Raw genomic sequence first — 19,082 nt, forward strand, 5'->3', positions numbered from 1 at the left:
ATCCTTTTCGGTCGGTGCCACCATGTGCTCGGCTTGTGGCCGCTGGTGGGCTCCGGTGAGCGGGGAGGGGTAATCGCGGAGGACGGGACGGCGGGTTCCGGACGGCTGCGGCACGGGGCCGAGCGCTGCCGGTTCAGGACGCGGCTGTGGCGATAGGTCGGCGTCGGCATCACGACCCGCCTTTCGTCACGGCGGGCGCCGGAATGGCCGACAACAGCTCGCGGGTGTACTCGTGCCGGGGATCGCCGAAGATTTCTGCGGTGCGGCCGGATTCGACGATGCGGCCGTGCCGCAGTACCGCGACGTGATCGCTGATGCGCCGCACCACCGCCAGATCGTGCGAGATGAACAGGTAGCTCAGCGACAGCTCGGCCTGCAGGCGGTCGAGCAGTTCGAGGATCTGCGCCTGCACCGAGGCGTCCAGCGCGGAGACCGGTTCGTCGAGCACCAGCAGTTCCGGATGCAGCGCCAGCGCCCGTGCGATGGCGACGCGCTGTCGTTGTCCTCCGGACAGCTCGGCGGGCCTGCGCTGGGCGAACCCGGCCGGGAGCGCGACTTGCTCGAGCAGTTCCGCCACCCGGTCGCGGCGTTGCGCGCGGTTCCCGACACCGAACGCGCGCAACGGTTCCTCGATGATCGCGCCCACCCGCCAGCGCGGATCCAGGGAGGCGTAGGGGTTTTGGTACACCACCTGGAAGCGTTTGCGCAGCGCGCGCAGCCGCGACCCGCGGGCCTGCGCCAGCGGTTGCCCGTCGAACGTGACCTCGCCGCGGTCGGGTTCGGTGAGCCGCAGGGCGATCCGCGCGGTGGTGGACTTGCCCGATCCGGATTCGCCGACCAGCGAGAGAGTCTCGCCGCGACCGAGTTCGAAGCCGACTCCGGACACCGCGGTGACGCTGTCGCCCCCGTGCGCGCGGAAGGTCTTGTACACCTCGCGCAAGACCAGCAGCGGCGCGCCGGTCCTGGGTTTGGGCTCGCGGAAGCCCTCGGCGGGGGCGAGACTGGGCGAGGCGGCGAGCAGGCGCTTGGTGTACGGGTGGCGCGGTGCGGCCAGTAGTTCGGCGGTGGCGCCGCTTTCCACCACTTCGCCGCCGTTGAGTACGACCAGCCGGTCCGCGCGTTCGGCGGCGACCGCCAGGTCGTGGGTGATCAGCAGCACCGCCGTGCCGCGCGCGGCGATCTGCTCGGCGAGTCGGTCCAGCACCCGGCGTGCGACGGTCGCGTCGAGCGCGCTGGTCGGCTCGTCGGCGATGACCAGGTCCGGTGCGCAGGCCAGCGCCGAGGCGATCAGCACCCGCTGGCGCTGGCCGCCGGACAACTCGTGCGGATACTGGCTGGCCCGTAGTTCGGGCCGGTCCAGTCCGGCGTCGGCGAGCAGTTCGATCGCTCGCGCTCGCGCCGCCTTGCGATCGGCCAGTCCGTGTACCAGCAGCGATTCGGCCACTTGATCACCGACGCGCCGGACCGGGTTCAGCGAAAGCCCGGGGTCCTGGGGAACGAAGCCGATCCGCGCTCCACGCAGCCGCCGCAGCGCGCGTTCGGAGCCGGTGTCGACCACGGCGCCGTCGAAGGTCACGGTTCCTCCGGTGATCTCGGCGTTCGCGCCGAGCAGGCCGATCACGGCGTGGGCGAGCGTGGACTTGCCGGAGCCGGATTCGCCGACCAGCGCCACCACCTCGCCGCGGGCCACCGTGAGCGACACACCGTCGAGCGCGGTGACCGGCTCGCCGCCGGAGCGGTAACGGACTCGCAGGTTCTCGACCTGCAGCAGCGGAGATGCCGGGGCGCTCATGCGGATTCTCCCTTCCCGATCGCACGTCCGAGGCGCTGAGCGGCGAGCACGACGGCGATGATGACGAGACCGGGCAGGGTGGTCATCCACCACGCGGTCGCGAGATAGTTGCGGCCCTCGGAGATCAGGGTGCCCCACTCGGGCGTGGGCGGTTTCGCGCCGTAGCCGAGGAAGCTCAGCGCCGACACGGCCAGCACCGCCATGCCGAATTCCACTGCGGCCAAGGCGAGGACGGGCTGCACGGAATTGGGCAGCACGTGCCTGGCGAGCACCGTGTACCAGCGCACGCCCGCGGCGTGGGCGGCCTCCACGTACACCGCTTGGCGCACCCGCAGCACTTCCGATCGCATCACCCGCGCGAAGTTGGCCACCAGCGAGATGCCCACCGCGACGGCCACGTTGCGGGTGCCGAAGCCGAGCGCGGTGACCAGCGCGAGCGACAGCAGCAGCGAGGGCACCGACAGCAGCACATCGACCAGCCGCATGACGACGGCGTCCACCACGCCGCCGATCGCTCCGGACAACAGCCCGAGCAGGGACCCGGCGATCAGCGCGATGCCCACCGCGGCGAGGGTGGCGGTCAGCGAGAGACCGGCGCCGTGCACCATCCGGGTGTACAGATCGCGGCCGAGATTGTCGGTGCCGAACCAATGCTGAGCGCTGGGGCTCTGCAACTTCTGCGCGGGCACGCCGGTCAGCGGGTCGCCACCGGCGAAGACCGACGGCGCCAGCGCCCAGCCCACAGCGAGCAACGCGACGGCGCCCGCCACCAGCAGTCCGGCATTGCCGCGCAACGTCTTCCACCGCAAGACCGGTCGCCGCAGGTCGGACAGCACCGCTCTGCGCTGTTCCTCGGTGACGTCAACCACGGGTCCGCACCCCCTCGACGAGCGGCGCGCCGAGCCCGGCGGCGGGAAGGACGGGAGCTGGGTCAGGCACGGACGATCGCCTCCTCGGCAGTGTCGGTGGCGCTCTGCTCCGAGGCGCCGCGCACGCCGCGGGAGCGGGCGGCGATGCGCGGGTCGAGCAGCGGATACAGCAGGTCCACCGCGAGATTCACGCTGACGAACACCACCGAGGTGAGCAGCACGATGCCCTGCACCACCGGGATGTCCTGCGCCAGCACGGCGGTCTGGGTCAGCCGCCCGACGCCCTGGCGGGCGAAGACCGTCTCCACCACCACCGATCCGGCGAGCATGTTGCCGACCAGGACGCCCGCGATGGTGAACGCGGGCACGCTGGCCGGGCGCAGCACGTGCGTGCGCTGCACCCACCAGCGCGATCCGCCCTTGGCCAGGGCCACGTCGACGAACGGCTGGCGCCAGGTCGCCTCGAGCCCGGCGGTGAGCACCTGCGCGATGACCGCGCCGATCGGCAGGGCCAGAGTGAGTGCGGGCAGCACCGTCCCCGCGAAACCGTGACCGCCGAACGCGGGCGCCAGCCGCAACTGGAACGAGAACACTTGCAGCAGCAGCAGTCCGGTCCAGAACGTCGGCACCGAGACGCCCAGTGACGGCAACGCGGCCAAGGCGTTGCGCAGCCACGGCCGCCGGGCCCGGGTCGCCGCGAACGCCAGTGCGACGCCGCCGATGATCGCGAAGAGCAGTGCCGTGCATGCCAATTCGAGCGTGGCGGGCAGCGCGTCACCGATCGCGCCGGTGACCGGCTGCCCGGTCGCGATGGAATGCCCGAGATCGCCGCGCACGGCGTGCCCGAGCGCGGTCAGATACTGGTCCCACAGCGGCCGATCCAGCCCGTAGCGGGCCTGCAGCTCGGCGATGGCGGCCTTGTCCACCGGCGTGCCCGCGCCGCCGCCGTCGGCCGCGATCGAGACCGGGTCGGCGGGCAGCAGGTACAGCACCACGAACGACAGCGTGAACGCCGCCCACAACACCCAGATCGCCTGCAACGCCCGCAGGGCCAGATAGCGCGCCATGACTATCGTCCGCTCAGCCAGGTGTCGAAGAACTGCAATCGCGCCGAGGCCTCGAACTTCAGATCCCGCGTGTTCGCGCTCGCCCCGATCGCCTGGGAGAGCTCCACGGTCGGGATCAGGAGTCCGGCGTCGAGCACCTGCTCCTGCGCGGTACGGATGAGTCCGTTGCGCGTCGCGGTGTCGACCGTGCCCACCTGGCCGTTCAGCGCGTCGTCCAAGGCGGGGACGGGTCCGCGGGAATTGAGGTTGCGCCCGTCGAGTCCGAAGGAGGTGCGCAGGATGTCGCCGTCGGCGCGGGTGGTGTTGCCGTAGGAGGCGTCGAAATCCTTGCTGTTCTGCCGCGCGGTGGTCTCCGCCACCGACACCAGGTCCAATTTCAGCTCGACGCCGACCTGCCGCAGCTGCTGCTGTACCAGCTCCAGGATCGCCTGGTTGCCCGCGAACACCTGGCTGAACAACACCGCGAACGACAATCGCTCACCGTTCTTGGCCCGGATGCCGTCCGCGCCGGGCACCCAACCGGCGCGGTCGAGGATGGTGCGCGCTTTCGCCGGGTCGTAGGCCAGACGTGCCGACAGGTCGGTGTAACCCGGGGTGGTGCTGGCCAGCGTGCTGGTGGCGGGCTTGAACTGCGGGCCGAGCACGGTGTCCACCAATTGCTTGCGGTCGATGGCGGGCAGCAACGCCTGGCGCACCGCCGAATCGCGCAGCGGCCCGCGGGTGACGTTGAGCTGCAATCCGAACGGCACGCCAGGGTTGGCGGTGCTGAGCACCCGGCCGCCCGCCGCCTCGATCTGCGGGGCATCCTGCGGCAGCGCGTCGCTGATCGCGTCCAGCTGCGCGGAGGACAGACTGCCGGTGCGTACGCCGGATTCGGGCACCACGGTGAACTCGATCTTGTCCAGATAGGCCTCGCCACGATGCGCGAACACCGCCGAACCCCAGTGGTAACCGGTGCGCTTCACCAGAGTCGCCGACGCGTCCTGGCGGTAGGCGGCGTAGGTGAACGGTCCGCTGCCGATGTTGTCGCCGAGGCAGCGCTGCTCGGCGGGCTTGGCCGTGGTCGCGTCGGCGAGGATGCCGAGCTGGGCGGTCGACGACGCCTGCAGGAATTGGGCGTTGGGCTTGCTGAACTCGACCCGCGCGGTGAGCCGGTCGACGGCCGTGGTGCCGACGTAGCCGGTGAGGTAGCTGCTGCCGAGCGGCGCCTTGCCGGAGCCGAGCTTCACCACCGAGTCGAACGTGTTGCGCACCGATTCGGCGGTGAGCGGGGTGCCGTCGCTGAAGGTGACGCCGTCGAGGAGGTGGAAGGTGAAGACCTTCGCGTCGGGGCTCGCCTCCCAGCTCTGGGCCAGCCAAGGCTTCAGCTCGCCGGTGGCCGGGTCCTGGTCGGTCAGCGAATCCACGATCTGCCGGGCGACGTACAGCGTCTGATTGGTGCCGGCCTGGGCGGGATCCGAGCAGGTCGGCGCCTGGGACAGACCGTAGCGCAGTACACCGCCCGGCTGGGGCGGGCCCGCGTCGCCGCCGGGCAAGGCCGAATCACTGCCGCAGGCGGCCACGGTGGTGGCCGCGGCGAGCGCGCCGGCCAGCGCGACGATTCGGTGACGGGTTCGGATCACGGGGCAACTCCAGATACTTCGGGTCGGGCGAGTTCCTCGCCCGGGTCGGGGTGGTCGGCAACCGCTTCCGGCGCCAGGGGCAGGTATTTCTCGAACGGGTGCGGCCCGATCTGTTCGGCGGGCAGGTCCGGGTCATACAGCGCGCGGTAACCGGCGGCGAGATAGAGGCCGACCGCTTCGGGCTGGCGCGGTCCGGTGGTCAGGTGGATCCGCCGGTAGCCGCGGCGCGCGATCTCGGCCTCCAACTGGTCGAGCACGAACCGTCCGAGCCCCTGCCTGCGGTGCTCGCGCGAGGTCCAGATCCGTTTCAGCTCCGCGGTGTAGCTGTCGTAGCGCTGGAAGGCGCCGCCCGCCACTGCTTCCCCGTCCCTGGTGACTACCAGCAAGGCGCCGTGCGGCGGCGCGAACGCGGTGGCCGGGTGCTCGCGCAGTGCGGCGTGCACCTCGCCGGGCGTGCGACCGTAGCGACTGCTGTACTCGAGGGCGAGTTCGGCGAGCAGGGGCGCGGCCAACGGATCGTCCTGGGCGACCCGGTGCACGCGCAGCGTCCTGGTCGAAAGCGACTGTGTCATCGGGTCAGCGCTTCTTCGGCAGGCCGGGCGGATTGATCCGGGATTCGGCGACGGTCTCGCTCTGCAGGCCCCAGCGGTCGATCACCTGCTGGTAGCTGCCGTGCTCGATGGCGTAGGCCAGCGCGTGCTGCACCGCGGTGATCAGACCGCTGTCCTTCTTGGTGAGCACCGCGATCTCGCCTTGCAGCGCCTCGCCCGCACCGGAGAACGTGCCCACGATCCTGGTCTGTTTCGCGGTGGCCGCGTGGTAGATCGCCGTCGGGTTCGGCCCGAGGTAGCCGTCGAGCCGCTGCGAGGCCAGCGCCAGGTAATAGTCGGTGGTCTGCTGGAAGTAGGCGATGTCGATCGGGGGCAGCCCCTCGGCCCGGTTCTGCTCGTTCCACTTCACCAGCAGCTGCTCCTGATTGGTGCCGCTGCCGACGCCGATCCGCTTGCCCGCCAGGCTCGTTCGGTCCTTGTATTCGAACTTGCTCTGGATCGGGACCTCGAGTGCGACGTTGTCCTTGCGGTAGGTCGCGAAGTCGTACTTCTCCTTGCGTTCCTCGGTGACGGTGACGTTGGAGATGAACGCGTCCACCTCGCCGGAGTCCACCCGCACGAAGTTCTGCGACCAATCGGCCACCTGCGCATCGAGTTTCAGGCCGAGGATGTCGGCGATCAGCGAGGCGAAGTCGACTTCCGAGCCGACCACCGTCTTGTCGTCGGTGGCGTAGAACCGCAGCGGCGGCGCGGCGCCGGACGCGCCGGTCACGATCAGCGTGCCGCGATCGCGGATCGCCTTCGGCACTTCGGCGGCGATGGCGTCGACCTTGGCCGCCCGGACGCGGCCGGACTGGGCGGGGGAGAGGTCGAAGGTGATCGAACCGGCGGGCTGCGCGGCGTGGTCCGCCTCGGGTTCGGTGCAGCCGGTGGCCAGCAGCGCGACCGCGGTCGCGGCAGCGGTGACCAGGGCGGAGAGCTTCATCGGATACCTGTTCGTCAACGGACTCGGGAAAGGAACGCGCGGGTGCGCGGGTGTTCTGGATGGTCGAGGACGACCGAGGGCGGCCCTTGCTCGACGATGACGCCCCCGTCGAGGAACACCACGGTGTCGGCGACCTCACGGGCGAAGCCGATCTCGTGGGTGACGATCACCAGCGCGGTGCCGCCGTGCGCCAGATCGCGGATCACGTCGAGCACCTCGCCGACCAGTTCCGGGTCCAGCGCGGAGGTGGGCTCGTCGAACAGGATCACGCGCGGGCGCAGCGCCAGCGCGCGGGCGATCGCCACCCGCTGCTGCTGTCCGCCCGACAACCTGCGCGGATACGCGTCGGACAGGTGTCCGATGCCGACCCGCTCCAGCAGCAGGCGTGCCTCGCGCTCCACCTCGGCCCGGTCGCGCCGCTGCGCGGACAGCGGTGCGAGCGTGACGTTCTCGAGCACGGTCAGGTGCGGGAACAGATTGAACTGCTGGAAGACGAAGCCGATCCGGGAGCGCTGCTTGCGCACCGCGCGGTCGGGCAGCGCGTGCAGGCGATCGCGGCGCAGCCGATATCCGATCAGCTCGCCGTCGATGTGCACGGTGCCCGCGTCCAGGGTTTCCAGATGGTTGACCACGCGCAGCAGGGTCGACTTTCCGGACCCGGACGGGCCGATCACGGCCACCACCTCGCCGGAGCGCACGGTGAGATCGATGCCCCGCAGCACTTCTTGTGCGCCGAAGGACTTCCGCACGCCGCGGACCTGCACGGCGGGTGCGGCGCTCATCGGGTCGCTCCACGCGGTGCGGCGGGACCGGCCTCGGCGGCGACCTCGCGAAGCGTGCGCCACGCGCGTTGCAGCGGTGTCGGCGGCGGCGTGCGATGCGCGCCCTTGGCGTAGTGGCGTTCGATGTAGTACTGCGCCACCGACAGCACGGTGGTGAGCACGATGTACCAGACCGTCGCGACCATGAGCAGCGGCACCACCCGCCCGTTGCGCCCGTAGATGACCTGGACCTGGTAGAACAGCTCGGCGATCGCCATCACCGACACGATCGAGGTGCCTTTGAACAGGCTGATCACCTCGTTGGTCGCGTTCGGCAGGATCGAGCGCATCGCCTGCGGCGCCACCACGGTGCGGAACTGCCGCAGTCGTGGAATGCCCAGCGCGGCGGCGGCTTCCAGCTGACCCGCGTCCACCGAGATGAACCCGGCCCGGATGATCTCGGCCGAGTACGCCGCCTGATGCAGCGCCAAGCCGATCACGGCGGCGGTGAAACCGCTGATCACCCCGTTCACCTCGAAGGTGAACAACGCGGGTCCGAACGGGACGCCGACCGAAAGGGTCTGGTACAGGTACGCGATGTTGAACCAGAACAGCAGCTGCACGATCAGCGGGATCGAGCGGAACGCCCAGATGTAGACCCACGAGATCACCCGCAGCACCGGGTTGTTCGACAGCCGGGCGACCGCCAGCGCGGTGCCGAGCAGAAAGCCGAGCGCCGTGCCCCAGACGGTCAGCTCCAGGGTGACCCGCAACGCCGACAGCACCGACTTCGCTGTGATGTACTGCGCGAACGTCGGCCAGTCCCAGCCGGGATTGGTGGCGAGGCCGTGCGCGAATTGGGCGAGCAGGATCAGCGCGACGACACTGACCACCCAGCGCCACGGGTGCCGGGTCTTCGCGACGGCAGGCGTCGTGCCGGTCTCGACGGGGAGCGGTGCGCCGGTGGGGTCCGGTTCGCTCGGCGCGGCGGCCTCGGGGGCGGCGTCCGGCGCGGTGGACGCGCTCATGACGGGTCCTCGATGATCACTTCGGTTCCTCCATCGGTCCCGGCGGAAGCACCCGCACCCGATGACCGGGGGGTTGCTGCGACGTCGACGAGCCAGGTCTCTCGGTCGCTCTGGATGGTTGGCGCCGACCCCCTGTCACGCGATGTCAGGGGCGAGCCGAATAATGATGCCCAGCAAGGGAAGCTCGGGACAAGAGAAGTAATCACCGTGAGCGTAGATCTTGTCCACGCGGATTCATCGGATCTTTGTAGTAGCCAGGTGTGCGCTGTCGTTTCGAGGCTGGTCCAGCGCCACGCCGGTCCGAAGCAGCATACGGCTATCGCCGACGCTGAGGAACGCCGGTGGGCGCCGCGGAGGTCGGTTCCGGGCAAACAGGACTCGCCACGAAATTGCTGTACGCAATCCCGGCTGTTCGACACGTTTGCCGGAGTACTGTCCCCCTCGATTGTTCCGCCGATGAGGAGGTTTCGTGAGCATATTGCGTCGTCTGACCCAGTTGTCCGCTGTCGCGACCAGTTCGATCGCCCTCGTGTTCGCCGGACCCGCCGCCGCGCTCGCGGCTCCGGAGGCAACGCTTCCGGCGTTCTCCGAGGATCCCGTGCCGATCGCCGCCCCCGGCGACCTGTTCGGCGCGTACCAAACCGCGCTCGACGCGCTGCGCGCGCTCGGCATCCAGCCGTTCGCGTACCCGAGCGCGTCGGCGTTCTGCCTCGACAACACCACGGCCGGTCTGGCGCCCGCCGTGGCAGGAGCCATCCCGGGACCGTGGCCCAAGAACACCGTCCAGATTCCCGGCCAGGACCTCAGCGCGGTCAAGGCCGGGCAGGCCATGTTCACCTTCGTGCCCTACGGCCTCGGCCCGGACGGCCCGAACACCGCCGGGATGCAAGTGGCCTGGCTCAATCTGAACACCGGCCGCAGCGGCACGGCTGCCATGGGACCGTTGCCGGAGGTCGCTCGCTCGATGGTCCCCGCGGCCGTTCCCTCGGACCTGCGACCCGCCGCCGAACAGGCGATCCGGGACTTTCTCGTCGCGTCCCTCCCGATGGGCGGGGTGCGTGCCGTACCGGTGGACACCGGCAAGGGCACCGTTCTCGCCGCGGTGTTCGGCTCGGTCCAGAACGGCGCCAAGTCCTGCGTCTTCCTGCCGACGATCGGAATCACCCCGGTGCCATGAGTTTCCGTCCGCCGCGGCGCGCCGCGCTCAGGGAAGCGAGCGACCCTTCCAGCGCGCCGTGCCGCGGCGGCGAGCTCGGTGTGACCGCACCCACAGCAGCAGATACGCACCCACGGATACCGGATGCGCTACGGCGGCCAGCACATCCGAGGGTTTCAGCGGGCCGCCGGTTTCGGTCGAGCGGGCCAGCAGTCGCCCGGCAACGGCGGCGAGCCAGCCGATCAGGCCTGCCCGTCGGACCGCGCCATGGCCGAGCACCGCGGCCGCGGGCGGCACCCAATAAGCAACCGCGGCAACCAGTCCCACCGCCGCTCCGCCCGCTATCGTGCCGTCGTAGGCCGACCAGAGCCAGCGGGTGTAGCCCGCGTCCAGTTCCGCGGCGCCGCGATACATCCTGGTGCGGGCCAGCGGTCCCGCGGCTACCAGAACGGTGGGGTGACCGGCTCGCCGCAGCGTACGGGCGATGTCGAGGTCTTCGGTGACGCTTCCCGCCACCGCCGTGTGGCCGCCGACCTCCCGGTAGGCGGCGTTGTCGAACACGAGGAACTGGCCGCAGGCCACCGCCGTGGCGGGCCGCAGGCTCCGGTCGGCCGCGGTGACCGGCAGCGTCGATGCCCACGACCAGCACAGCAAGGGCTGCACCACGGCCTCCGCCACCGAGCCCGACACTTGCAGGGGCCAGGGCGAGACCAGCGCGGCTCGCCGTCCGCGCAGCGCGCCGACGGCCGCGGCGAGTGCCGTCGGGGCCAGTCGCACGTCGGCGTCCAAGAAGATCAGCACCGGCGTCGACACCTCCTCGGCCACCCGGACGCAGGCGGCGGCCTTCCCGGTCCAGCCGGGGACCGGGTCGGACACGCTGCGCAGCAAGGTGAAACGCGGGTCGCCGTCGATCGCGGCGCGGGCGGCGGCGGCGGTGTCGTCGGTGGACGCGTCGTCGAGGATGCGTACCGCCATCCGCGGCACGCCGACCTGGGCGCGCAAGTCGCCGATCAGCCCGGGTAGCCGGTCGGCCTCGTCGCGCGCCGGGATGCAGACGGTGACCGGTTCGATCACGGTCGTCGGGATGTTCGACAGCCGCCGCACGGTGATCCGGTTGTACAGCGCGATGCCCGCGCCGAGCGCGGCCACCGCGGCGGCGGAGGAAGGCAGGGCAGTCACCATGCGGGCCACGCTATCCCGGCACACCGACCTGTCGCTCAGCGATTCTGCGTCACCGACCGCCACCAGCGGCTCAGCGAGAAGCCGACTTCCGGCGCACCGGGCGCGGCGGGGTTGCGGTCCATGTACGCCATGGCGGCGACGATGGCGGCGACCGCGAGCGTGATGCCGCCCGCGATGCCCGCCCAGCCCGCGAACGAGCGGGTGTTCGGGTCGGCGTAGCTGACCTCGGCACGCAATGTGGAGACATCGCCGGGCGGCAGCTTCCAGGAGACGACGTTGTCGCCCTCGCGGCTGCCGTTGGTCTTGGCGACGCGGGCCGGGAAGGCGATGGTGAACTGCACGTCCGAGCCGTGCGGCGGCACCGATTTCAGATCGACCCGCCCGGTCAGGCTGACCAGGTCGCCGGTGCGCTGGAACTGCAACTGGAACATGCCCTGGGTCTGCTCGGACAGCGCCCCGAGCTGCTGCACCTCGCCGAACGACAGATCCTCGAAGAAGACCTGGCTGCCCGCGTATCCGTCCTGGGCGTACGGTTCCACCCGCACCTTGGCGGCCAGCGTCTCGGGCGCCTTCAGCTGCGGGCCCTTGTCCCCGGCGTCGGCGGGGACCACGGCGGCGACGATCCGTCCGGACACCCGGTCGTTGGACGAGACCCCCATCGACACCTGGACCCGCAGGCAGCCGGCGAGCATCGGGACCAGGATCGCCGCGAGCAGAACGATCGAAGCGGCACGCACGCCGCGGCGTGGGACCCGCGGTCGCGGGGAATCCGGGGTATCGAGCTTCGTGGTGACGGGACTCGGCTGCACGGGTGACATCGTGCCAGGCCATCCGCCCGGAATGAAACGCGCCAGTCGTAGCGCGCGTCGGCGTGCGGCGTACGGGGAATCGCGCCGGGTCAGCGGCGCGCGCGAGCCAGGACGACGAGCAGGGGAACGCCGAGCAGCCCCATGCCGGCGAAACCGTAGCCTGCGGACGGCAGTAGACCGAGGAACACCGCGTGTGCCAGCGCCGATCCGAGCCAGGTCCACAGGAAGAAGGCCACCGGGACGGCGACCGTGAGCGCGCGGCCGCCCGGTCCCGGCACCCGTACCGGATCCGGCGCCGCCCGCTCCCAGGCCGCCAGCAAGCTGCCCATCACGAGCGCGACGCCGAACCAGCCCAGGTAGTTGGTCACCGGAACCTGGTCCAGCCCGGGGAGTCCGGAGTGGGTGTCGCACCAGGTCCACTGCCCGTCGGCCACCATCTGCGGATCCAGGAACAGATCCCAGCCCACCGCGCCAACCGCCGTCGCTGCGACCCGCACGACCGTGCGCCGCGACAACATCCCGGCCACCACCCACACCGGGTACATTCCGCCGGTCCAGGCCAGCGGGACGAGCAGCGGCACCGTGAGCAGAGCCGGTCCGAGCCGGTCGGTCGCGTACTCGTAGCAGCCGAACGGTATGCCGGTCGCGGTACCGATCACCTCGGCGGTGAGCCCGATGCCCGAGACGATGATCAGGAAACCGACGGCATAGCGGAATCCCCTGGTCGCGGTGGCGTGCGCCAGCGCGGCGGTGGCGGAGAGCAGCACGATCGCGACGGTGACGCGATCGCGTGCGGCACCCGCGGCCAGTGGGTAACCGATCTGCGCGACGATCGTCAGGGCGACCGAGACCAGTGGCAGCAGGAAGCTCGCCGAACGGTATCCGGGCAGCGGGTCCGCCGGGTTGTCCCGCGCGGGCGTGGACCGTTCCGTCGCCGCGGGCGGCGGATCGCCCGGGTCCGTCATCGTCGCAGCCACCGCGACAACCTGGGCCGGTTCAGGTCGCGCAGGGCGAGGGCGGCGGCGGTGCGGCCGCTGGCGCCGGAGACGCCGCCGCCGGGATGGGTGGACGCGCCCGTCAGATACAGCCCAGGCGCGCCGGGGACCCGCTGTCCGGCCAGCTCGGGCAGCGGACGCCAGAGCATCATCTGGTCCAGCGACATCTCCACGTGCATCACGTTGCCGCCGACGAGCCCGAGTTCACGCTCCAGGTCCACGGGCGTCTGCACGTGACTGCGCAGCACGGTCTCCGCGAAACCGGGCGCGTAGGAATCGACTTCGCCGACGATCCGGTCGGCTTCCCGCCGCGCCAGGTCGGCCCAGTCGGCCCCGGAGGCGAGTCGGTACGGGTGCCACTGCGCCCACAGCGACAACTGGTGCTCGCCGGGCGGCGCGATGGTCGGGTCCACGGCGCTGAAGCTCATGGCCAGCACGACCGGGCGCGGTGGGAGGTCACCCGCCAGCGCCGCGCCGTGCGCACGACGCAACTGCGCGCGATCGGCCACCAGGAATTGCAGGCCGCGGGCGGAGTGCTCGGCCGGGCTGCCGGGATAACGGGGCAGCGCCGAAGTGGCGGCTCGCACCACCATCCCGATGCCGGGACCGACGCGGATGCGCCTGCGCCAGTCGTCGAGCACCGCGCCGTCGAAGCCGCCGTCGCGGAGCAGATCAAGGGTGGTCAGGACGTGGCAACCGGCGATGACGATGCCCGCGCGCAACTCTCGGCCCGACGCGGTGCGCACCCGCCAGCGATCCCCGTCGCGGCGCAGGGCGGACACCGCGTCGCCCGCGGTCACCACTCCGCCGTCGGAGCGCAGCCGCGCCACCAGCGCGGTGGTCAGCGCCCCGCTGCCGCCGACCGCGCGACCCGGTGGCAGCGTGTGCATGAGCGCGGCGAAGCCAACCATCGGCGCCGTGCCAGGCTCCGACATCGGCGGCCCGGACTGCGCGCCGAACCAGGCCAGCGACGCCTTCAACCGTTCGTCCTCGAACAGCGAGTCCAGCAGCGCGTCGCCGGACTGCAGGAACTCCCGCGACAGCGCGCTGCCGCCGTTCTTCGCGTCCAGTCCCCAGAACGATCGCACCAGTCGGCCCGGCGTCGGTGCGCCGCCGAACGCCCGCATCACCCTGGCGCTGCGCGGACCCCACACCCGGACGAACCGGCGGTAGGCGTCCGCGTCCCGCCCGCCGCACGCCGCCGCGATGGAGGCGCAGGTCGCATCCAGGTCGCGGTGGAACACGATGGCGGGGCGGTTCGCGTGCGCCGGGGTGAAACCCCATGGGTCGCAGTCGATGTACCGCAGGCCGAAACGGTCGAGTTCGAGGTCGTCGACGATGCCGGTGTGGCGGACCATGATGTGCGCCGACGAGCCGCGATCGACCCGATGGCCGGGGAACCGCTCGACCGTCGACACCGCCCCGCCGAGGACGTCGTCGCGTTCGAGCACTTCGACCTCGTGCCCGGCGCGGGCGAGGTAGCACGCGGCCACCAAGGCGTTGTGGCCGGAGCCGACGACGATCACCGTCACGTGATCCTCACAGCGGCAGCCGCCTGCCGAGGATCGCGAACGGACGGTTGTCGCCCGCGAAGACGAAATTCCGGACCACGTCGGTGAATCCCTGCCTGCGATACAGACGCCAGGCGCGGTTGTCCTCACCGGAGACCTCGGGGGTCGACAGCAGCACCGCGCGCTCGGTGCGGTCGCGCAGCAGCCGTTCCAGCAGCGTGCCGCCGATGCCACGGCCCTGCGCGGCCGGATGCACATGCAACTCGGTGAGCTCGAAATAGTCCGAGAGCAGTTCGCGCGCGGAGTGTTCCGGCCAGCCCGAGCGCCGCATCCCGCTGTGCACCTGCTGGTGCCACCACTGGTGCGCGGCCCCGCGATAGCCGTAGGCGATCGCCACGATCGGCGCGCGGCGCAGATCGATCCGGCCGGAGTCGTCGGGCAGCACCGCGGCGACCGCCTGCCAGCCGGGCCGGGTGGTGTGCTCGGTCCACATCGGCGCGCGATGGTTCTCGGTCCCGCGCGGATAGTCCATGGCGGCCACGTAGACCGCCAGCGCGTCGTGCAGCCGGGAGCGCAGGGCCGCCACCGAGAGATCGATGACGGCGGGTGCGGGAGTGTGGTTGGGCTTGACGGCGGTCATGGCTCTCGTCGGTCGCGCGGACGCGGAAGTTTGTCGGTGGGCGTCTCTATATTGAAGCTCAATTCAAACGTTCGAATACCTGTTCGGTCCGGGCGGTGCTGGAAAGCGGTGGGGCACGCCACCTCCAGCGCGGTATACCGGCCAAGGTACGCGAGGGTGGAGGGACGGCGATGTCTGGTCGAGTGGAACACCCGGGCCGGCCCGGCCGGGCCGGCAAGCTGCTGGAGCGCGCGGACGGGTTGCTCATGCAAGCGGCGGGCGAACGAGATCCGCGGGAGCGGTTCCGCACCGCCTACCTGGCGGCGCTGCGCGGAGCCGGCGCGGTGATCGCGCTCACCGGCGCCGACGCCGCGCCCAGGGCGCGCTCGCGCAACGCGTGGGTGCTGATGCAGCGCGCCGCGCCGGAATTCGTGATGTGGGCGGACTACTTCAGTGCGCGTTCGGAGATCCGGGCCGCGCTGGAGGCGGGTCTGGACCGGAATGTCGATGAACACGAGGCGGACGAGTTCTCTTCGCGGGTGGCGGCATTCCTCCACGATGTGGAAGATCTCCTCGCGGCATCGGCCAGGTTGCGGCCCGCCCCTGGAGTGACCGGCGGTATGACCGCTTAGTTATCGGCGTGTTGGCGTTCCTCTACATTCACTCCGGCGGTGCGCGGACTGATGACGGACTGGGTGCGACTGTGTCCTTTCGGCGTACCTCCGCCTTCGCTGCGGCCGTGCGCGGACTGATGACGGACTACGTCCGACTGTGCCCATTAGGCGTACCTCCGCCTTCGCTGCGGCCGTGCGCGGACTGATGACGGACTACGTCCGACTGTGCCCATTAGGTGGTCTGGCCCTGATCGAACTCGTATCATTGGTGACAGATGGCCGCCAAGGTCGGCTATCTGTCGTCTACCCGGAGGCGACAGCCACGTCCTAGTGCCGGGGGAGGTACCGTGCCACTCTCCGAGCACGAGCAGCGCATGCTCGAACAGATCGAGAGCGCTCTCTATGCTGAGGATCCCAAGTTCGCCTCGTCCGTCCGCGGCGGACGGCTACGTTCGACCTCGAGTCGTCGCAGACTCCAGGCCGCGGCGTTGTTCGTCCTCGGCCTCTTTCTCCTCGTCGCAGGCATCGCAGCGCCCGTGAAGCCCGGCGGCTTCCCGATCATCAGCCTGATCGGGTTCATCGTGATGTTCGGCGCCGGCGTGCTCCTGCTGCTCGGCACCTCCAAGAGCATCGCCAAGAACGACCGGTCCGGCGGGCAGGCATCCTCCGGCGGCGGGCGAGGGCGCCAGCGCAAGTCCGGCGGATTCTCCGAGCGTATGGAGGATCGCTTCCGGCGGCGGTTCGAGCAGGAATAGCTCGCCCGTAGCCTGACAACTTCAGCACAACCGGCGACGCCGCACCGCGATGGTGCGGCGTCGCCGGTTCGTGTGTGTCACCGATCACGCTGCGGATGATCTTCGGATCCGGCTTCTCCCTTCCCCCACACCTCCCCACGAACTTCCCCCACTTCGCCCCCGCGGGTGTCGCACCAGAGGGTTTGCTGGGTGTTTTCGGGCATTTGTCACCTGGGTCGGCGCGTGTCGGCAGAACTCGCGAAAGTTCACCACGCCGGTGATAGCTGGGATGACCTGCGGAATCGTCTGAGTCGGGAGCCAGATCACCGCTTGTTTCGATTGAAAGTGGGGGAAAGTGGGGTAATGTGGAGCGCGCAGTACTGAAGTGCCGACCATCGAGGTGATCGACCAGGGAGGTATCGAGATGTTTCTCGGTACCTACACACCTCGCTTGGACGACAAGGGGCGACTCACGTTGCCTGCGAAGTTTCGAGACGATCTGGCGGGAGGGTTGATGGTCACGAAGGGGCAGGACCATAGCCTTGCCGTGTACCCGAAAGAGGAGTTCACCGCGCTCGCCCGGCGGGCCGCGGCCGCGTCTCGAAGCAATCCGCAGGCCCGTGCGTTCGTCCGGGCACTCGCGGCCGGAACGGACGAACAGCGTCCGGACGCGCAGGGCCGGATCGTGTTGTCCGCCGACCATCGTCGCTACGCCAACCTGCAAAGGGATTGCGTGGTGATCGGTTCGGTCGACTTCCTGGAGATATGGGACAAGCAGGCGTGGGAGTCCTACCTCGCCGAGCACGAGGAGGACTTCTCGCAAGCCAGAGACGAGTCGCTGGGCGGAATCTTCTAGCCGCGGGCGCGCGAGTGCCACGCGGTCTCTGCCCGGACGCGGACCCTGACGTACTTCCCCGACGCCAGGTGCCGAAGTTCGGTCAGAGACCACGGGGCATTCGTATCCGTATAGAAAGCACTGTGTATCAAGGCGACCCGTGTGCGGTGCGCGACGACGCGAGGCAGACTCCGGGAGGTCTAGGTGAACCGTGAACAGCGCGGTCCCCGCCATGTTCCGGTTCTGCTGGAGCGAGCCGACGCGCTGCTCGGTCCGGCCTTGGCCGAGCCGGGTGCGGTCTACGTCGACGCGACGCTCGGCCTCGGCGGTCACGCCGAGCATTTCCTGAGTACCTACCCGGGCGTCCGTCTCGTCGGTCTCGACCGCGACACCAGCGCGTTGAAGCTGGCCGGCGAGCGGCTCGAGCCGTTCGCGGATCGAATCACGTTGGTGCACACCCGCTATGACGGCATCGTCGACGCGTTGGCGGAGGCGGGCCTGCCCGCCACCGGTTCGGTCTCGGCGATCCTGATGGACCTGGGCGTCTCCTCCATGCAGTTGGACGAGGCCGACCGCGGCTTCGCCTACTCCGTCGACGCCCCGCTGGACATGCGGATGGACCCGACCAGCGGCCTCACCGCCGCCGATGTGCTCAACACCTACAGTCACGGCGACCTCACCCGGGTGCTGCGAACCTACGGGGAGGAGCGCTTCGCGAGCCGGATCGCCGCCGAGGTGATCCGCCGTCGCCAGAGCAAACCGTTCCGCACCAGTGCCGAGCTGGTGGAGCTGCTGTACGCCACGATCCCCGCGGCCACCCGCCGCACCGGCGGGCACCCGGCCAAGCGCACGTTCCAAGCGCTGCGGGTGGAGGTCAACGGGGAGCTCGACTCCTTGCGAGCCGCGCTGCCCGCCGCGCTCGCCGCGCTGCGTGTGGGCGGACGCATCGTCGTCATGTCCTACCAATCGCTGGAGGACAAGGTGGTCAAGCACGAGCTCACCGCCCACACCGCGTCCAGGACGCCGGTGGGCCTGCCGGTCGAGCTCCCCGGCATGGGGCCGGAGTTCAGAATGCTGACCCGTGGCGCGGAGAAGGCGACCGAGCAGGAGATCGAAGACAACCCGCGGGCGGCGCCGGTACGCATGCGCGCCGCCGAGCGGATCCAGGAGGCGCGGTGAGCGAGCAGTGCCCGCATCGCGCCGACCGGGTGCGGATGTGCGGTAGCGGAGGCCGGATGAGACAGCGAAGTGCTGTGCTCGCCCGGAATCCCCGGAGGACAGAGGAGGGGAATCTATGAGCGTGCGGACGCGGACCGTCGAAGCGCCGGGCCGGGTCGCCCGGCGGGTCCAGGACGCCGAGCGGGTGAAGTCGGGCGCGGCGCAGCGCGCCTACGCGCGTCGGCGAATGCGCGAAAGCGGCTCGGACAGCGTGTTTCTGCCCGCTGTTCGGCGCTCGGCGATGGCGGCGCGCATCCCGTTCGTCACCGCGATCATCGCCCTGCTCGGTTGCGGCCTCGCGCTGACCTTGCTGCTGACCACCCGCGCCGCCGAGGACAGCTATCAGCTCGGCGACGCGCGGGCGACGAACCGGCGACTGGCCGACGAGCGCGCGGCCTTGCAGCGCGAGGTCGAGGTCGCCGATTCGGCTCCCGAGCTGGCTCTGCGCGCGCGTGAACTGGGCATGATCCCCGCCAAGGACCCGGCTCGGCTGCTGGTCGGCCCGGACGGCTCGGTCACGGTGATCGGTAAGCCGGTCCCGGCCCAGGGCACTCCCGTGCCGCCGCTGAACGCCTCGCCTTCCGATCGGTCGCCGCGAGGGGAGCGGGTGGTGCCGGTCACCACCACGCCCGGTGCTCCGGTGCCGGGGCAGCCGAACGCGGGGGCGCAGAACAACACGCAGGTCAACGCGGCGCCCACCGCGGCAAGCCCGACCCCGACCTCGGCGATCAACC

Annotated in this window: 19 protein-coding genes and 1 riboswitch; of the genes, 6 read left to right on the forward strand and 13 right to left on the reverse strand. The window is 70.5% G+C overall.

All coding sequences use genetic code 11. The features are described from left to right. Positions 1–169 precede the first annotated feature (169 nt). The 8 genes from ON21_RS08895 to ON21_RS08930 form a co-directional block, all read right to left on the reverse strand. On the reverse strand, positions 170–1,792 hold the full coding sequence (locus tag ON21_RS08895; RefSeq protein WP_039797082.1) for a dipeptide ABC transporter ATP-binding protein: 1,623 nt from the start codon (positions 1,790–1,792) through the stop codon (positions 170–172). After that, complete coding sequence (locus ON21_RS08900) at positions 1,789–2,601, reverse strand: ABC transporter permease (protein WP_373281115.1); 813 nt, start codon at positions 2,599–2,601, stop codon at positions 1,789–1,791. Before ON21_RS08900 ends, ON21_RS08895 begins: the two co-directional genes overlap by 4 nt. Before the next feature lie 122 nt (positions 2,602–2,723). After that, entirely contained in the window at positions 2,724–3,728 is a 1,005-nt protein-coding gene (locus tag ON21_RS08905) for an ABC transporter permease (RefSeq protein WP_039797084.1), read from the reverse strand. 2 nt (positions 3,729–3,730) lie between these two features. Beyond that, positions 3,731–5,350: an ABC transporter substrate-binding protein gene (locus ON21_RS08910; protein WP_039797085.1), complete on the reverse strand. Its 1,620-nt coding sequence runs from the start codon at positions 5,348–5,350 to the stop codon at positions 3,731–3,733. Beyond that, positions 5,347–5,922, reverse strand: a complete 576-nt coding sequence (locus ON21_RS08915; protein ID WP_051020509.1) for a GNAT family N-acetyltransferase — start codon at positions 5,920–5,922, stop codon at positions 5,347–5,349. The genes ON21_RS08910 and ON21_RS08915 overlap by 4 nt, the downstream gene beginning before the upstream one ends. A 4-nt stretch (positions 5,923–5,926) precedes the next feature. Then, positions 5,927–6,886: an ABC transporter substrate-binding protein gene (locus tag ON21_RS08920; RefSeq protein ID WP_039797086.1), complete on the reverse strand. Its 960-nt coding sequence runs from the start codon at positions 6,884–6,886 to the stop codon at positions 5,927–5,929. A gap of 14 nt (positions 6,887–6,900) precedes the next feature. After that, positions 6,901–7,668, reverse strand: coding sequence for an amino acid ABC transporter ATP-binding protein (locus ON21_RS08925; protein WP_039797087.1), 768 nt, complete (start codon positions 7,666–7,668; stop codon positions 6,901–6,903). Next, positions 7,665–8,675: an amino acid ABC transporter permease gene (locus ON21_RS08930; RefSeq protein ID WP_039797088.1), complete on the reverse strand. Its 1,011-nt coding sequence runs from the start codon at positions 8,673–8,675 to the stop codon at positions 7,665–7,667. The genes ON21_RS08925 and ON21_RS08930 overlap by 4 nt, the downstream gene beginning before the upstream one ends. Before the next feature lie 27 nt (positions 8,676–8,702). Continuing rightward, a riboswitch (SAM riboswitch) is annotated at positions 8,703–8,796 on the reverse strand. Between the two features lie 348 nt (positions 8,797–9,144). On the opposite strand from ON21_RS08930, the gene ON21_RS08935 reads away from it, so the two are divergent. Further along, complete coding sequence (locus ON21_RS08935; RefSeq protein ID WP_039797089.1) at positions 9,145–9,852, forward strand: hypothetical protein; 708 nt, start codon at positions 9,145–9,147, stop codon at positions 9,850–9,852. A gap of 27 nt (positions 9,853–9,879) precedes the next feature. Here the strand turns inward: ON21_RS08935 and ON21_RS08940 are convergent, their stop codons facing one another. From ON21_RS08940 to ON21_RS08960, 5 genes are all read right to left on the reverse strand, one after another. Further along, positions 9,880–11,013: a glycosyltransferase family 2 protein gene (locus tag ON21_RS08940; protein WP_039797111.1), complete on the reverse strand. Its 1,134-nt coding sequence runs from the start codon at positions 11,011–11,013 to the stop codon at positions 9,880–9,882. 35 nt (positions 11,014–11,048) lie between these two features. After that, entirely contained in the window at positions 11,049–11,831 is a 783-nt protein-coding gene (locus ON21_RS08945) for an LppM family (lipo)protein (protein WP_051020511.1), read from the reverse strand. An 80-nt stretch (positions 11,832–11,911) separates the two neighbouring features. Then, entirely contained in the window at positions 11,912–12,787 is an 876-nt protein-coding gene (locus tag ON21_RS08950; protein WP_083880486.1) for a carotenoid biosynthesis protein, read from the reverse strand. Continuing rightward, the gene (locus ON21_RS08955) at positions 12,784–14,349 is read right to left on the reverse strand and encodes a phytoene desaturase family protein (RefSeq protein ID WP_039797090.1); all 1,566 of its coding nucleotides are present in this window, start codon (positions 14,347–14,349) and stop codon (positions 12,784–12,786) included. The genes ON21_RS08950 and ON21_RS08955 overlap by 4 nt, the downstream gene beginning before the upstream one ends. 7 nt (positions 14,350–14,356) lie before the next feature. Further along, positions 14,357–14,968 carry a GNAT family N-acetyltransferase gene (locus tag ON21_RS08960; RefSeq protein ID WP_039797091.1) on the reverse strand — a complete coding sequence of 204 codons (612 nt, stop codon included), beginning with the start codon at positions 14,966–14,968 and terminating at the stop codon, positions 14,357–14,359. A gap of 170 nt (positions 14,969–15,138) precedes the next feature. Between ON21_RS08960 and ON21_RS08965 the strand changes: the two genes are divergently transcribed. The 5 genes from ON21_RS08965 to ftsL form a co-directional block, all read left to right on the forward strand. Next, on the forward strand, positions 15,139–15,579 hold the full coding sequence (locus ON21_RS08965) for an SAV_6107 family HEPN domain-containing protein (RefSeq protein ID WP_039797092.1): 441 nt from the start codon (positions 15,139–15,141) through the stop codon (positions 15,577–15,579). A gap of 329 nt (positions 15,580–15,908) precedes the next feature. Beyond that, positions 15,909–16,316: an SCO2097 family morphological protein gene (locus ON21_RS08970; protein WP_039797093.1), complete on the forward strand. Its 408-nt coding sequence runs from the start codon at positions 15,909–15,911 to the stop codon at positions 16,314–16,316. A gap of 403 nt (positions 16,317–16,719) precedes the next feature. Then, on the forward strand, positions 16,720–17,151 hold the full coding sequence (gene mraZ / locus ON21_RS08975; protein WP_039797118.1) for a division/cell wall cluster transcriptional repressor MraZ: 432 nt from the start codon (positions 16,720–16,722) through the stop codon (positions 17,149–17,151). Between the two features lie 183 nt (positions 17,152–17,334). After that, positions 17,335–18,309 (forward strand): 16S rRNA (cytosine(1402)-N(4))-methyltransferase RsmH, encoded by a 975-nt coding sequence (gene rsmH, locus ON21_RS08980; protein ID WP_039797094.1) that lies wholly within the window; start codon positions 17,335–17,337, stop codon positions 18,307–18,309. A 115-nt stretch (positions 18,310–18,424) separates the two neighbouring features. Beyond that, a partial coding sequence (gene ftsL / locus ON21_RS08985) for a cell division protein FtsL (RefSeq protein WP_051020513.1) occupies positions 18,425–19,082 on the forward strand: 658 nt, incomplete at its 3' end.

Source organism: Nocardia araoensis NBRC 100135 (assembly GCF_000308435.1).
Lineage (GTDB): Bacteria > Actinomycetota > Actinomycetes > Mycobacteriales > Mycobacteriaceae > Nocardia > Nocardia araoensis.